Origin of the sequence: Psychrosphaera ytuae (assembly GCF_017638545.1) — a bacterium.
Lineage (GTDB): Bacteria > Pseudomonadota > Gammaproteobacteria > Enterobacterales > Alteromonadaceae > Psychrosphaera > Psychrosphaera ytuae.
In genome coordinates, this window is sequence record NZ_CP072110.1 from 2,181,665 (window position 1) to 2,196,021 (window position 14,357).

Annotated in this window: 9 protein-coding genes; 2 read left to right on the plus strand and 7 right to left on the minus strand. The window is 43.0% G+C overall.

Features of this window, described 5'->3' with window-relative positions; genetic code table 11:
* Window positions 1–232 precede the first annotated feature (232 nt).
* The 3 genes from J1N51_RS09850 to J1N51_RS09860 are packed head-to-tail and all read right to left on the minus strand — an operon-like array spanning window position 233 to window position 4,355.
* A complete protein-coding gene (locus J1N51_RS09850; protein ID WP_208830870.1) occupies window positions 233–2,329 on the minus strand; it encodes a transglutaminase family protein in 2,097 nt (698 codons plus the stop codon).
* Window positions 2,326–3,393 carry a DUF58 domain-containing protein gene (locus tag J1N51_RS09855; protein ID WP_208830872.1) on the minus strand — a complete coding sequence of 356 codons (1,068 nt, stop codon included), beginning with the start codon at window positions 3,391–3,393 and terminating at the stop codon, window positions 2,326–2,328. The genes J1N51_RS09850 and J1N51_RS09855 overlap by 4 nt, the downstream gene beginning before the upstream one ends.
* A gap of 23 nt (window positions 3,394–3,416) precedes the next feature.
* Window positions 3,417–4,355: an AAA family ATPase gene (locus J1N51_RS09860; RefSeq protein WP_232842785.1), complete on the minus strand. Its 939-nt coding sequence runs from the start codon at window positions 4,353–4,355 to the stop codon at window positions 3,417–3,419.
* A gap of 148 nt (window positions 4,356–4,503) precedes the next feature.
* Here J1N51_RS09860 and J1N51_RS09865 point away from each other — a divergent pair, with 148 nt between their 5' ends.
* Entirely contained in the window at window positions 4,504–5,418 is a 915-nt protein-coding gene (locus tag J1N51_RS09865; RefSeq protein WP_232842786.1) for an alpha/beta fold hydrolase, read from the plus strand.
* A 28-nt stretch (window positions 5,419–5,446) separates the two neighbouring features.
* On the opposite strand, the gene J1N51_RS09870 is transcribed toward J1N51_RS09865, so the two are convergent.
* The 3 genes from J1N51_RS09870 to J1N51_RS09880 form a co-directional block, all read right to left on the minus strand.
* Complete coding sequence (locus J1N51_RS09870) at window positions 5,447–6,070, minus strand: LysE family translocator (RefSeq protein ID WP_208830874.1); 624 nt, start codon at window positions 6,068–6,070, stop codon at window positions 5,447–5,449.
* Between the two features lie 83 nt (window positions 6,071–6,153).
* On the minus strand, window positions 6,154–9,297 hold the full coding sequence (locus J1N51_RS09875) for an efflux RND transporter permease subunit (RefSeq protein ID WP_208833400.1): 3,144 nt from the start codon (window positions 9,295–9,297) through the stop codon (window positions 6,154–6,156).
* An 82-nt stretch (window positions 9,298–9,379) separates the two neighbouring features.
* The gene (locus tag J1N51_RS09880) at window positions 9,380–10,582 is read right to left on the minus strand and encodes an efflux RND transporter periplasmic adaptor subunit (RefSeq protein ID WP_208830876.1); all 1,203 of its coding nucleotides are present in this window, start codon (window positions 10,580–10,582) and stop codon (window positions 9,380–9,382) included.
* 248 nt (window positions 10,583–10,830) lie between these two features.
* Here J1N51_RS09880 and J1N51_RS09885 point away from each other — a divergent pair, with 248 nt between their 5' ends.
* Window positions 10,831–12,651, plus strand: coding sequence for a DEAD/DEAH box helicase (locus J1N51_RS09885; protein ID WP_208830878.1), 1,821 nt, complete (start codon window positions 10,831–10,833; stop codon window positions 12,649–12,651).
* Window positions 12,652–12,722: 71 nt separating this feature from the next.
* On the opposite strand, the gene J1N51_RS09890 is transcribed toward J1N51_RS09885, so the two are convergent.
* Window positions 12,723–14,318, minus strand: coding sequence for an ABC-F family ATPase (locus J1N51_RS09890; protein ID WP_208830880.1), 1,596 nt, complete (start codon window positions 14,316–14,318; stop codon window positions 12,723–12,725).
* Window positions 14,319–14,357 lie beyond the last annotated feature (39 nt).

Below are 14,357 nucleotides of genomic sequence, written 5' to 3' on the forward strand. Positions count from 1 at the left end.
AACTGGTAACTGATTGAATCGTTATGTTGTAAAAACTGGAGCACAATCTACTGACCAAAAATGACAGTTTTATAAATCCAATGTGACGCTTGCGTGACAAAAATTACAAAGAAAAGTAGTCGGTTAGTGAGTGTTTTTAGGTTTTTGGTAATAAAACTATGATGGTGAATTCAGGCTGGAAATCGCTGAAATGGCCTGTTTATAAGAGGTTGGAGCAAAACGAATGACGGTTTTATTTGGTCTGTTCATTCAAGGTTTCAATAATGTTACAAAGCGCACGAGTATCGATGATGTGATCTTTGTCATATAAATTTCGATTTAACGTTTGGATAATTTGCAGAATTTGCTGCTCATATTCAGGCGCGTTTTGGGTTAGCACTTGTTGGTGTTGTTGAAGCGACATGGTCCAATCGATTTGGTTGAGATCTGGTTTTTGTGTCGTAGCGCTTAATGCTGTGTACAATCGAGTCAAAACCATGCGTTCAGGGGACAATTTTGGTTGCTTAAAGTGTCGTACTATCAACCAAACTATAAGCAACAGGATACATAAGGTAATCAAAGCGCCAATAAGGTAACCGAAGGTTGCCAAACTAAACCACTCTTTGACGACGTTTTCTCGTTTATTATTATCAAAATCCAGTACCCAAACGGTCCAATAATAATCGAGCGACTGTAATTGCTGACGGAGTTGATTTAGCCATGGGGTTTGTTTCACAAAGTTGATAGCGGCATTTTGGTTAGCGACCTCGGCTTGCAGAGAAACTTCTAAACCGCTTTGAATGCGTTCGGGTGATACAGCCCCCGTAGGGTCTATTCGCTGCCATTGTTGATCGGGTGTTAAGTATTCAACCCACGCATGGGCACTGCGATCGTAAATATTCAAATATTGGCCGTTTGGATTGAGCTCACTACCGTGATAACCGGTCACTACCCTTGCTGGTACTCCGATACTGCGCAGCATAAAGGCATGAACACTGGCGTAATGAGCACAAAAACCTTGTTTACTCTCGAACATAAAGTCATCTAGGTGCTCTCCGCTTAAAGGCCGGGGCGATAAAGTATAAACGAAGCCTTGGCTCGAAAAATAATTCAAAACAGCTCGGTTAAACGCAAACAACGTTTTGGCAGAAGTCACTCTTTGTTCTGTACTGATATTGGCCAATAGAGCCTGACTGAGTGCTCTGACTTTTGGGTTAGAGTTATTAGGTAGACGGGTATTAATTTCTAAATCACTTTCTGTCACCGGTAAGACATTGGTGGGCGCTAGGTTTTGGGCTTGGTATTTGATCCGCTTACTGATTGATTTAGTGCTCAATAATCGGCTGTCGTTAGTGAGCATGATTTGGTTGTGTTGGGGCATACTTGTGCCGTAGGTTAACAACCAAGGCTGGTGGCTTGGTTCTGCAATGATGGACAAAGAAAGGTCAGAACTTAACAAATCCAATGATGATTGCTGCTGAGGAGAAGGCGTTGGCCTGTCTGAACGTGTGACTTTTCTTTGAGGGTTTTGACGCCACGTTTTACCGTTAAAATCTTCTAAAGTAAGGACCCGCCAATATTGACTCGCGTGGTCATTTAACAAGCCATTAACTAGCTCTTGATTTCCGCTTAACTCGACCCGAAACGCCAAACGATTAGAGCTGGCTAATTGCGCGATATCACCCGGAGTCATAGTATCGCTTAGCCCCGTCGAAGATTGCTTTTGTTCAGGCAGTTTCCAAAACGGCGAAAGGGCAGGCATCAACACAAAGGTTGCTGCTGAGAGCACTAAACAACTCAATACCATTACGAAAAAATGGGGCGGCTTAATACTCATAGTCGTATCTGGGCTCTGATAAGATTGAGATTGGCACAGGTACAAGGTGACAAAGAGCCCTAGCACCACCATTAATGCGTACAGGCTCCATTGTAAATCTTGTTGATAGATAAACGACACGGCAGTTAATAGCAGCGAGACGACAAATACTTGTTTGGCCCATTTTGAGCTGTTCAAATCGGCAGTAACAAGCCACAACAAAACACCAGAAAACAATAAATTGACCATGGCGTTCAATAATCCAAGTTGTTTTGCTGATACGATAATTAACCCAAAAAAAGCCAAGGCGCCGACATTTTTGACCAAGGTTATGTGTTTGACGGATTTCATCATCCAATGAGTTTTTCTTAATAACACCACTTGGATCAAAACAAGTAAGCTACTGATGACAATTATCGAGCTCAATAAGGCCTCAAACAACAAAGGAATCGTCGCAAGTAGCAAGACATTAAACGCTGCAGTAGCGAGAGGGAGCAATGTTTGTGAAGACACAGTTCGAGCCACAATACTCATGACTCGAATTCTCGTTTTGACTTTTGTAAGTCAGATTTAGCCAAGCCAAATCCGCCTAATGTGCGGAGGCATTGTTGAAATGACGCTTCATCACCTTTGTACTGAACTTGAGCGTGCTGCCCTCGATAGCCCGACAGCTCTAATACAAAAGGTTGTTTCTGTCGGTGTAAATCGAGTACTGCTTGGGTCAGCACCGAAAGCTTATATTCAAGGGAGCCTTTTTTAATAGAAGATAAAGTCAATGCCACTTCCGTTTGTTGCTCATCAACAAAATCTTTAAGCAAGAGGTCCCCCTGCGCTTGTTTAGCATACTGTTTCCAGGCGACTTGAGACATGGGAGAGCCAGGAACGAACGTCCTAATCCCATCAAACTGACGGTCAACGCTTTGGCTTTCTAGTACTAGACTATGCGAGTCTGAGTTAGCTCCCTGCTTTGCGTTGGGGTCGGTTTCATTTTGTTGTTGGTTGTGCTCCGTGTTCTGTTGGGCCGTTTTGAATTGCCAATCGCCTTTTACTGGCTTTGGAAATGCCCAAAACGATTCATCAAAACGCAAATATGACCACGCCTTGACTAAGCCAAAAGGGTACTCAGATTTTATTTTAAGGATGGCTGGTTGCTGTAAACCGCGATTTGTTATTGGCAAAAAAACGCTGAGAGTATGCGTTTGTAGAGTGCCGTAATCAAAGTTAAGCTCCTGACGGTCTTGCCAAAAACTCAATTGCATAGGAGTAAAGGGCTTAGCGCTTTTAGTAACCTTTATAAACAATGTTGTTGCTTCGCCAACATAGCCATCTTTAATAGAAATGGCATCAAACTGACAGCGGATCATATTGTTAAAACAGGCATGCAAAGACCAAATGAACATAAAGAACAGGAAATAGCTCAATATTAAAATAGGGTTGTTTTGGTAATTGGTTCCGAGTACAAAGATGATCAATACCGCCAATAGATATAAAAAACCAAAGCGAGTCGGGAAAATAAATAGCTGCTGGTGGCCTAATTTAAATGATGACTTGATTTCAAATCGTTTGGCAATCCAGTTTGATACCCGAGCTTCAAGCATGACTATCTTCGACCCTAGCCCTATTATTCAAACACATTGACCGACGCCAAAATTGAGTCACTGTATTGATTTGCTGAGCTCGTACTATGCCCAGAGCGGAGCCTGTGCTCGGCAACCGCAGGAAACACAGCTTTGACATCATCGGCGTCGATAAAGGTTTTTCCACTTAAGTACGCATAAGCTTGTGCCGCTTTAATAAGTGCAAGTCCCGCTCTTGGTGACAATGGGTTTGGATAAACACCTTCGGTTCGACTGTAGTGTAATAAGCGCATTACATAGCGGACAACGACATCAGATTTGTGTACTTCGAGCACATCTTGTTGAGCTTGTTGCAGCTGCTCTGGTGTCATGACTGGTTTGGCTCGGCGCTGTTTGGATTTATCAGTGGACATTAATAGTTCAAATTCGGCCGATTCTGGTGGATAACCAAGTTGCAGACGCATTAAAAATCGGTCTAATTGAGACTCAGGTAAAGGATAGGTGCCACTTTGATGAACTGGGTTTTGAGTGGCTAAAACAAAATGAGGGGTTGGCAACGTATAAGTTGAACCGTCAATAGAGACTTGCTGTTCTTCCATTGCTTCGAGAAGGGCACTTTGTGTTTTTGGATTCGCTCGGTTAATTTCATCGGCCAACAGTAACTGTGAAAAAATCGGCCCTTGATGAAAAGTAAAGGCTTGTTTTGACTGATCAAAAATAGACACACCCAACACATCAGCGGGCAACATATCTGAGGTAAATTGACTGCGTTGGTACTCCAATTGAAATACATCGGCAAGGGCATGAGATAGTGTCGTTTTGCCCATACCGGGTAAGTCTTCAATGAGCAAATGGCCATTTGCGAGTAAACACGTGACGGCGAGTTTAACTTGTTGCTCCTTGCCCAGCACGACTTGGTTAAGTTGGGTCATTGCTTTAATTAGGCACTGCTGTGTCTGGTTTTGAGCCTCAGTCAATTTCATAAGCTTATCTTTTTTATCCTATTACCAACTCGCGTCTGTTAAGTGTTGCTTACGGTCAAACAAAAGTAAACGCACAATTAACTTGTATTTTTTCGGTCACGACTTATCATTTCTGACATCCGACCAGTTATTTAAATGGAGCACCTCAGTGCCAAAATTCGACTCTATCGCGCAATCTTCTTTTTTTGTGACTTGTGAAGACCACTCGTTACACGTGAGACATATTCGCGCAGAGCGAGATAATGGGGAAGCCGGTACGCCGATTTTGATGCTACATGGCACGATAGAAAATGGTCGTATTTTTTATACCGAATCGGGAAAAGGCTTAGCAGGTTATCTCGCTAAACAAGGATACGACGTTTATGTCGCCGATTATCGTGGCCGCGGTCAAAGTACTCCATCGGTCAAAGACCGTAACGACCATGGCTATTACGAAGTAATCACCAAAGATATTCCTTTGTTGATGAAAGAAGTTTATCAACGCACTCAAAAGCAAATGCACGTTATTTGTCACTCTTGGGGCGGGGTTATGTTTGCAAGTGCCTTTGTTCGTTATCCAGAACTTCAAGATATGGTGCGCTCAATGGTTAAGTTTGGTACTAAACGTCAAGTGACGGTTTGGAATAGTGAGCGCTTGTTAAAGGTGGATCTATTTTGGAAGTTCTTGGCACCAATTATGACCAAAAAGAGTGGTTTTTTAGATGCCAAAAGACTGGGCGTCGGCGCAGATTCTGAGCCGAGAAAAGCCATCGTAGAAAGTGTGAAGTGGGTTCGTAAGAGTCAGTGGATTGACCCAATTGACGGCTTTGACTATTACAAAGCCGCAGCAAGCGCAAAATGGCCACCGATGTGGCATTTGACTGGTGTAAGTGATTACTCACTCGGCCATCAGCAAGACGTCCAACTATTTATGGCTGAGTGTCAAAACCCAAAGGCACAGTTTAGTCTGTTATCGAAACAAAATGGTAACCAAAAAGACTACGATCACATTGATATATTGACCTCGCCTAAGGCGGTGGAAGACCACTTCCCTGAGGTATTAGCTTGGTTAGACAAACATTAATAAAACATATGAGGCCAACTTTGTTGGCCTAACTACCTAACAGTAACCACAAAGCAACCAACATCATTAAGCTACCAGAGATTTGATTGAGCCGTTTGACGTTGCTCTTTTGGGTCAAGACGCGGCCAATTGTTTTACCCCCGGTTGCGTACAGCATCATACAGATAAATTCAGAGCACAAAATTATCATAACGAGTAAGACAAGTTGGGTTGGCAATGCGTAATCTGGGTTTATAAATGGCGGTAATAACGAGATCATAAAGGCCCAGCCTTTTGGGTTGGCCAGTGCAGTTATTAAACCTTGATTAAACAAGCCCATTCGTGAGTGTGTCACTGCGTCTTGTTGTTCTTGTATTGCTAGTTTTCCTTTGCTTCGCCACATTTGTATAGCTATCCATGCGAGATAACTGGCACCAAGTAGCTTGAGTACCGTAAACAAAGTTGGGTATTGCAGCATGATTGCAGATACGCCAATGACCGCGGAGACCGCTACGATGGCGACACCTAGTAACTCTCCCCACATCATATATAAGGTAGTTTTGACGCCGACTGTCATACCTAACGTCATTGCCAAAGTCATACACATACCAGGAGTTATACTGACCACAAAAAATGTCGGTATAAATACAGCTAACAGCGTTAAATCAACCACCTAAGGGTCTCCAAATTTAATTTACACAATCAAAAAGCCCACAGCAAAGTGGGCTTTTGTCTAATGGCTATTGACTAATCTAGTTATATATCTGCGCCGCCATCATTATAACTTGAACTGCCACTTGTATGGCTAGTGTTTCTATACGGCTGGCTTACTGCAGGCGCTTCAGTGCCAAACATCTTGCGATATGCCCGACCAAATAAGCCACCAAAGGTTTTAAACTGGTCTTTGGTGTCTTCTAAGATCATGTATAAACACGGGACTAATATCAACGTTACTACCGTCGCAAATAATACGGCAAAACCAAGAGCGGTTGCCATCGGAATAACAAAGCGCGCTTGTAAGCTAGTTTCGAACATAATAGGTAAAACACCCACAAACGTCGTGATTGACGTCAATGTGATTGCTCTAAAGCGAACACAACCAGCAGCGACGACAGCTTTTAAGGTAGAAAGACCTTCTTTACGCATTTGGTTTACATAATCTGTCATCACCAAACTATCGTTGATAACAACACCGGCCGCGGCGACAAGGCCAAAGGTAGACATCATACTCATGTCGATACCAATGATGAAATGACCTATGACAGCACCAACAAACCCAAATGGGATCACGGACATGATGATCATAGGTTGCGAGTAGCTCTTTAATGGTACAGCTAACAAGATGTAAACCAGCAACATACCAGCAACAAAAAACATCAATTGTTCGTTGAGCTGATCTTGTTCTTCCTCAATCGCTCCGCCAAGTTCCGTTTTGATGGTTGGGAACATGTCTTTGAGTTCAGGTAACAAGTCTTCTTTGATGGTTTCTACGACCGCTGTTGGCTCGACGAGTGCTTGGTCAATAGAGCCAAATACATAAACAGAGCGGAAGCCGTTTTCGCGACGAATGTAACTAATACCTGGTTTTTCAGTCAAGGTCACGACATCACCTAACATCACCTCATTACCTGAAGGTGTCGTAATCGTCGCATATTTAAGCTCGCTGAATTGTTCGCGGGTGAGCTCTGGGTAACGCACCATAACACGTACTTCTTCGCCATTGCGCAGTACTCGCTGGGCTTCACCACCGTAGAAACTCGTACCCATTTGGTTTGCGATTGATTGCAGTGACAAGCCTAAATCATAGGCAACCGGCTTGAGTTCCATTTGAATTTCTTTGCTGTTAGCGTCCAAGGTCGAGCTGATATCAAACAAGCCTTTTTGTACCGACAACATCTTCATAAACTGGCGACCTGCGGCATTGAGCACATCAAGGTCAGGACCATAAATCAGGTAACCGAAGTCACCTTGACCACCGGCACCACCGATCACGCTATCTTTTACTGTAATCGACTTCATACCCGGGATCTCTGGCATATTTTCACGCCAGCGTCTTGCTAGTTCAAACGAGTCAAACGCACGTTTTTCTTCTTCAACAAGCGGAACAACAATACGACCAGCATTACGGCTGTTATTGAAGGCTAAAATATCCTTCATCATTGGCCCGCCAGTTTCTTCTATGATTTGACGCTCTACACGCATGACCATCGCTTCGATAGATTGAATTGCATCAATCGTCTGCTGGTCAGAAACCGTCTCATTCATCTCGATTGCGATACTCGGATAATCATCAGGAACTTTAGGTTGTGGAATAAAGCGCACGTGATTAACCATCATCATGGTAGCGCTTGCGACCAAGATGAAGGTAAATGCAATCATTACCGACCAGCGGTATTCGATACATTTTTCCAAAGCGCCTTTGTACTTAACGTAAACAAAATTATTAAACGCTTTGTTAAATCTCGAACGCCAGCTGTTTGACTTAACCGGGGTAAATTTAGTGTGAGCTAAGTGAGCGGGCAATATTAGTTTGGACTCAATCAAACTAAAGATTAAACACAGAATGACCACGCCAGAAATATTGGTAAAGAAGGTGCCTTGAGGTCCGCTCGCTGCCATAAAGGGAGCGAATACCGCTATAGTGGTTAAAACACCAAAGGTCGCAGGTGTCGCTACTCGTTGTGCACCGCGCACAACGTTGTCGACCCCACCGCCGGTTTTCTCAACCTCCGTATAGACACTCTCCCCGATGACAATGGCGTCATCGACTACAATACCCAATACCATGATGAATGCGAACAGTGACATGATATTAATGGTGACACCAAGCGTCGGCATTAACATTACGGCACCCAAGAAACACACTGGCAGGCCAATCATTACCCAAAATGCTAGGCGGAATCTCAAAAATATGGTCAGCATTAAAGCGACCAGTATTGAGCCTTGGAATAGGTTACTCAGCATCATGTCTAAACGAGCGTTGAGGTAGTAAGTCATGTCGACAAGAATTTTAAGCTCCATACCTTTTGGCAAGGTAGGGTTACGCATGTCGATGAATTCTTTGACCGACTTAGACACCGCCACCATGTTTTGGTCTTTGGTGGCTTTAACACTCATATAAACGGAATTTTGACCAGAAAACTTGTTGTATCTTAGCCCTTCCGTAAAACCATCATGAACAGTGGCAACATCGCCTAATAAAACGCGCGCACCGTTGTCGCCAATTTTTACTGGTATTTGATTAAACTCGTGGCCGTCGTAGTACTGATTTTCAATTCGAACTGCAATCAAACCTGAGTCGGTGCGAAGCTGACCTGCTGAATAATTAGCAGAGTATCGACGAATGGCGTTGGAAATATCCGATAAAGTCAGATTGTATTTTCTGAGGGCTTCCGGTTGAACTTCGACAGAAATTTCATCGGAAGGCGCACTTAACTCAACCAAAGAGACGTTGTTTAACAATAGTAGTTCGTCTTCGATTTTTTTGGCGATAGGCTTTAACTCTTCCAGCGGAAAATCACCAACGAGTGACATTTCTATAACATCTTGAGTAATTTCAATTTGCCTAACATTTACCGGCTCCATCCCAGCAGGAAATGTTGCAATAGAATCAACTCGCGCTTTAACTTTATCAAGAACCTCTGGTAGGTCTTTATCTGTGGCAATTTCTAAAGTTAATTGGCCAGAATTTCGGAACGCTCGAGAATTCATTTCTTCGATTTCAGTTACGTCTTTTAACGCTTCTTCCATCTTGATTAAAATGCTCTCTTCAATTTCTTGAGGGGATGCACCACGATAAGCAGCGCTGACTTGAATGTAGTTTAGGTCAAAGTTCGGGAACATTTGACGCTGAATTTTGAAGTAGGTGAATAAACCCATAATGATGATAAAAATCATCATTAGGTTGGCAGCGACTGAGTTATTCGCAAAAAAAGCGATTAATCCCGTCGGCTTTTCGTTTTGTTTGATATCGGTCACCGGCTTATCCCTCCGTTGACTCAGTCAGTACAGCGTTTACCGTTTCTGATGTTTTGTTCTTTTCAGTCTTTTCTTTTTTCTTGTCACCTTCTAAGCGCACTTCCATGCCTTCTTGAGGAAACTCAGGAATCGTCATGACAATGTTATCGCCTTGCTCTAATCCATCACCAATCAAAAAGTCTTTACCTTCTTCTTTTACAACATCGACAACTTTTTGTTTGATTGTCTTGTCATCGTTTAATATCCATACTCGATTATTTGTGACCAAATCTTGAGATAGTTTAACCACGTCATTTAACACTAAACCGTCAAACGACACTTCAACGTACGAGCCAAATAAAATACGCGGTAGGTCCCGTTGTAGACCGTATGGGTCTTCTAATTCGACAACGACATGGCCCATGCGAGTTTGTTGATCTATGATGCCAGTATCGCGAACAATTCGAGCTGAACGGTTAACAGAATATTTGTCTTGAGTAGAAATCAGGGCATCTTTGCCTTTCAGGTTAACCGGTAAAAAGCTGCGATCAAACCCGGCAATAGGGAAAACCACTTCAGCTCGCTCAACGTTGTACAACTCACCAACATTCATCCCTGTACTGACAAATTGTCCTGTACCTAATTCACGGCGAACAACTAAGGCATCATATGGGGCTATAACGCGACAGTTAGCTAAATCACGCTCGGCGAGTTTTACAGAGGCCTCTGCAAGTTTTACCGCGGCTTCGGCGCTCATCACTTGTGGCTTGCGAAGATAAAGGTCAGAAACGCGCTCGTTAGGCATTGTTTTGGCCTCGCGTTTGGCCACTTCTGCACGGCCTTGTTCTTCTACTAATGCTGCTTTGGCGCTTTGTAATTGAGATTGTGCTTGAAGAAGTGCTACTTCGTAGTTGTCCGGCTCAACTTCAAATAAAACTTCGCCGCGCTTAACCAATCCACCTTCGACAAAATTTGGATTCCATTTGATCACTTCACCAGACACTTGGGCCGACACTACGGTACGTTCAAGAGGACGCAGTTCTCCGTATCCTTTAATTCTTACTTGATGCTGTTCTGGTTTGGCTGGAGAGACTTTAACGATAGGGCGGGTATCAACGTCTTTTTTCTCGGATTGAGGAGGTTTGCTAAATACAATGAGTGCAATTAGCGCAAAACCAATAATAATGACGGTGACGGGTATAAAAATACTAGACCTTTTGTTGCTCATGACGGATTCCATTTGTAAGTTTTGCGATATCGGTGTTTATTATCGAAATGATATATCAGTTTGCCCTAATTTTAGCTGACACTAATTGTAAGAAAGTATGTAATTAAAACACACATTTATTACTTAAATAGGACAGAAAAAACACTACTTTCTGCCAACACAAGGTTCTTTAAGTTGAACGCGTGCCCCAAAGTGTTTCGTACGATAGAATCAGTATATTCGACTAACCTAAATTTCGCCTTTCTTTTATGTATATACTTCGGCCATATCAACAAGATGCAGTTGACGCGACCCTTGCTCATTTTCGAAAAAGTGATGAGCCAGCAGTGATTGTGTTACCTACGGGAGCAGGTAAGAGTCTAGTCATTGCTGAATTAGCTCGATTGGCCAAGCGCAAAATATTGGTGCTAACTCATGTCAAAGAGCTAGTCGAACAAAACCATCAAAAGTTTAATCAATATGCAGAGCAAGTCGCGGTGCGAAGTGGTGTTTTTTCGGCCGGACTTAATCGAAAAGAAACCAGTCAGCAAGTGACCTTTGCTAGTGTCCAGTCGGTATCTCGAAACCTGGAGAAGTTTGTGGCTGAGTATTCTTTGGTGATCATTGACGAGTGCCACAGAGTTAATCAGTTTGAAGCCGATGAAGACAATACCAACCAGTACGCACAGATTGTGACATTGCTACGAACTCAAAACCCTACTTTAAAAATACTGGGCTTAACTGCCACACCGTTTCGGCTAGGTATGGGATGGATTTATCAATACCACTACTATGGGTTCGTCAGGAGCAAACAAGAAAAGCCTTTCAAACATTGTATTTATGAATTGCCGTTGTCACATATGATCAAACATCAATACCTGACGCCGCCTACTCTAATCGACGCTGCTGTAGAACAATTCGACTTCTCGCAATTACCGACGAATGCCTTTGGTGAATACAACGAAAATGACGTCAATGAGTTACTCGGCAAGTACCCTCGTGTTACTCAAGGGATCATTGAGCAAATTGTTTTGATTGCAAACGGTCAATCACCCGAGCATGGCCAAAAAGTACGTGAAGGTGTGATGATCTTTGCGGCGACAGTCAAACACGCCGAAGAAATCGTAGGGTACTTACAACAACTGTTAGGCACCAGTCATGGCAAATCACAAGTCGCCTTGATCACCGCCAAAACTAATTCTGATGAAAGAGCAGAGCTGATCACTGCGTTTAAATCCAAACAAATACGATTTTTGGTCAATGTATCAGTACTTACTACTGGTTTTGATGCCCCGCATGTCGATGTGATTGCAATCTTGCGACCTACGCAGTCGGTGAGCTTGTATCAGCAAATTGTCGGCCGAGGATTACGTTTGTCTGAGGGTAAAACGGATTGTTTAGTTATTGATTACGCAGGTAACGGTATAAACATATTTCATCCAGAAGTCGGTGAGCCTAAGCCAAACAATCGCAGTGAGTTGGTTCAGGTCTTTTGCCCATCCTGTGGGTTTGGCAATATGTTCTGGGGTGTGGCCGACAAAGATGGCAATGTACTTGAGCATTATGGTCGCCAGTGCCAAGGCATTTTAGATACTCCGGACGACGATGAAATTTTTGAGTGTGATTACCGGTTTGTATTTAAAGAATGTCCACAATGTAATGCCCAAAATGACATCGCTGCACGTCAGTGTCATCAGTGCGAGCATTTACTGGTGGACCCCGATGATAAACTCAAAGACGCACTAAAATTATCTGATCGAATGGTGATTAGATGCTCTGGTATGACGTTTTCGGAACACAATGGCAGCTTAAAAGTGACTTATTTTGATGAAGATGGAGCTGAGTTGAAGGAGTTTTTTGACTTGAGTTCCGAAAAACACAAAAAAGCCTTTAATGATTTATTTGGTAGACGCTTTAGGAACTCACAGACGCCAACTGAGTTTAAGTCATTAAGAGAGGTGTTGAGTCAGCAAGCTGGATTTCCAATTCCTGATTTTGTGATTGCCAAAAAATCCAAAAAGTTTTGGCAAGTACACGAACGAATTTTTGATTATCAGGGCAAGTTTAGAACGGCCAATGAGTTACGCTAGGTCAAGGTTTGAGAAAGTGGGTGTTTATAAAAAAAGGGCCAATATAGGCCCTTTTTTTCAACAATTAACAACTAGCCATCAATACCTTTGCTCTTAAGGTATTCGTCATAACTACCGCGGAAATCAACAACTTCGTTGTCTTTGATTTCAATAATACGGTTAGCCAATGAAGAAACAAACTGACGGTCATGAGAAATGAAGATCAATGTACCTTCATATTGCTCAAGTGCCATGTTTAATGACTCAATTGATTCCATATCCATGTGGTTGGTCGGTTCGTCCATAAGTAAGACGTTCGGAGTAGCCATCATGATCTTACCGAACAACATACGACCTTGTTCACCACCTGATAACACCTTAACTGACTTTTTGATATCGTCAGAAGAAAACAACATACGGCCTAAGAAACTGCGAATTGCCTGTTCGTCATCGCCTTCACGGCGCCATTGGCTCATCCAGTCAAAAAGGTTCATGTCACTTTCAAAGTCCGCTTGGTGATCTTGCGCGTAGTAGCCGATTTTCACGTTTTCTGACCAACGAACTTCACCGGCATCTGGAGTTAAATCACCAAACAAAGTGCGCATCAGGGTTGTTTTACCGGCACCATTTTCACCAATAATTGCAATGCGCTCACCAACATCAACCATAAAGTTAACATCTTTAAACAATGGACCTTCGTCAAACCCTTTGGTTAAGCCTTCAACTTCAAGTGCTTGTCGATAAAGCTTTTTCTCTTGTTCAAAACGAATGAATGGGTTTACACGGCTAGAAGCTTTTACTTCGTCTAGCTTGATCTTATCGATCTGCTTTTGACGAGACGTCGCCTGACGAGCTTTTGAAGCATTGGCAGAGAAACGAGCAACGAATTGTTTTAATTCGTCAATCTGGGCTTTTTTCTTGGCGTTATCAGCTAGCATACGAGCTCGGGCTTGTGTTGCCGCCAACATATATTCGTCGTAATTACCTGGATAAATACGTAATTCACCATAATCAAGGTCAGCCATATGCGTACAAACCGAGTTTAAGAAGTGACGGTCGTGCGAAATGATGATCATGGTTGAGTTACGTTGATTAAGCGTCTCTTCCAACCAGCGAATGGTGTCGATGTCCAAGTTGTTGGTCGGTTCGTCGAGTAATAAGAAGTCTGGGTCTGAGAATAGTGCTTGAGCCAAAAGAACTCGCAACTTAAAACCTGGCGCTACTTCGCTCATCAAACCAAAGTGTAATTCAGTTCCTATACCTACACCTAGAAGCAGCTCACCCGCAGAAGATTCAGCTTCATAACCGCCCATCTCAGCAAATTGAGTTTCTAGATCGGCTACTTTCATGCCGTCCTCTTCAGACATTTCAGGCAAGGAGTAAATGCGATCGCGCTCTTGTTTTACTTCCCAAAGCTCTGTGTGGCCCATGATGACTGTATCGATAACGGTGTAGTCTTCAAACGCAAATTGATCCTGACGAAGTTTACCTAAACGTTCACCTTCACCATAGCTCACGTTACCACTTGATGGTGTCAACTCACCACCAAGGATCTTCATAAACGTTGACTTGCCGCATCCATTGGCACCAATTAGGCCGTAACGATTTCCGTTACCAAACTTAACAGAAATGTTTTCGAACAATGGCTTAGAGCCAAATTGCATTGTAATGTTTGCGGTTGTGATCACGTAATTCGTATCCTCATTGTGATGACTTAGGCTTTGACA